This is a genomic window from Synechococcus sp. R6-10, assembly GCF_047461815.1.
Taxonomy (GTDB): Bacteria; Cyanobacteriota; Cyanobacteriia; order Thermostichales; family Thermostichaceae; genus Thermostichus.
On the sequence record NZ_JANSHW010000455.1, the window covers coordinates 1 to 1,737 of the forward strand.

1 protein-coding gene and 1 pseudogene are annotated in these 1,737 nt (G+C 54.8%); both read right to left on the bottom strand.

What is annotated here, in order from left to right:
- Positions 1–237: 237 nt before the first annotated feature.
- Complete coding sequence (locus tag NW837_RS12080) at positions 238–1,134, bottom strand: hypothetical protein (protein ID WP_414331846.1); 897 nt, start codon at positions 1,132–1,134, stop codon at positions 238–240.
- 356 nt (positions 1,135–1,490) lie between these two features.
- Positions 1,491–1,737, bottom strand: a pseudogene (locus NW837_RS12085) (AtzE family amidohydrolase); the annotation flags it as partial.

A 1,737-nucleotide genomic window follows, 5' to 3' on the forward strand; every position in this document is an offset into this window, starting at 1 on the left:
TGCCTGCACAAAGACATCCATCGTCGCGTCCAATTTGGCGGCTTGTGACGGGAACGCCTTGAGCTTACAGGAGACGGTCAGGACTTGGCTCATAAGTCCATTGTACTTCATCAAAGCGCATTCCTCACGGCACTGACCCTACGGGTACAGTGCGGGGCTCCTGCGATTTCTAGCTGAGAAGCCCGCGCTGTGTGCGTAGCAACCCTGCGGGAAGCTAGCTACAGCGTCGGGAGTATGTCACGCAGCCTGCGACTTCATGGGCTCCGAGTAGGCCAAAATGAACTGAATGAACTGGTCGATCTCCAGCAGAATGTGTTCCGCCTCGGCCAGAGAGGTCGGTACGGTTGCCAGCACCTGGGCATCTACTTCCGCAGCCTGCTCCGCTTCTTGCAAGAGGTTCATCGAGTCATGGCCGAGCAGGAGCTCCAGCTCGTTCAGGGTTACCATGGCCAGTTGCTGTTCGGCTTGATGGAGCTTATTTCGTAAAGTCTGAACTTGTTCGGTTTGCGCCTTCAGCCCGACTTCCGCCTGCTCCGCGCGAGACATAGCCAGTTGTGCAGCTTGCTGGGCCTCATCCCGCTGAGCTTTCAGGAAGGCCATCTCTTGCTCCAATTGTGCCAATCGCTCTTGCAGGCTGTAAATGTGCTGATCCCGGTCTCCCAAAGCTCGCTCCAGCTCGCGATTTCGAGCCTCCATCTGCTGACAAGCTTCGTTCGCTTGGGCCAGCTGTTCCGCCAAGTTTGCCATTTCCTCTTCCATGTTGGTGAGCCGACTCAAGCGTTCCAAAACCTGAGCATTTTCGGCTTCCAGTTTCTCAATCAGCGCTTGAGCGCTCAACAGTTCTGCTTTGGTAGAGTCCAGCTCGCCGCAGACTTGGTCGTAGTTAGCGATTAGCTCGCCAAGCCGGGCCTCTTTGGCTTGCAGTTCTTCTCGTAAGGAGTTCATCCAGCGGTCGCTCTGCTCAATCCGCTGTTGCAAGAGCGGCAGTTGAACCAGAGCTTGTTGGGCAGCACTGAAATAGCCAAGGAGTCGTTTGAAGTGGCGCTGTAGGTGGCTGTGGGACTGATCCAATTTGTCGAAGGCTTCGTTGAGAGAGAGATAGGCCTCGCACAGTTTCATGTAGCGCCGAGCCACAGAATCAGGATGATCCATAGGGTTATAGAGTCCAGGTGGGGGTGCCGTGTCTATTTTATGCTGTTCATTCTATTGGCCAAGCCTGGAGAAGGAGGCATTTGATACAACAACTGGGGGCTTAATTTTACTTTAATATCCGGTGCCCCAATCTCTCTTGCGAGCCAAGGCCAAAGAGTCTGCCCCAATACAGCTTCAGACGTTACCCACAGGCTACACAGAGACTAAAGCGGCTCCTCAAAAGCAATTGAAATCTTGTCTTGACCACACAACCGGTTCATCTACATATTTAGTGTTCATGAGAAGATGCCCACGAGCTCTAGCGCTAGATGTGCTGCAAAAGTAGGGCTCTTCATGGCTCAAACCGGCTGCGCATTGGGGATCCCTAGCTTCTCCAAATAGGCGGCTGCCCGCAGCAGTTTGGCTTCTTGATAGGGGGCGGCCACCAGTTGTACGCCAAAGGGCAGGGATCCGCTCTCGCGCAACGGCACTGAAAGCACCGGCAGGCCGATAAACGAGAGGGGCTGAGTGTAGAGGCCGAGGTTGGGCCGAGTGAGAACCTCTACCCCATCGATCACCATCTTCTCTTGGCCGAGCAAGGGGGCA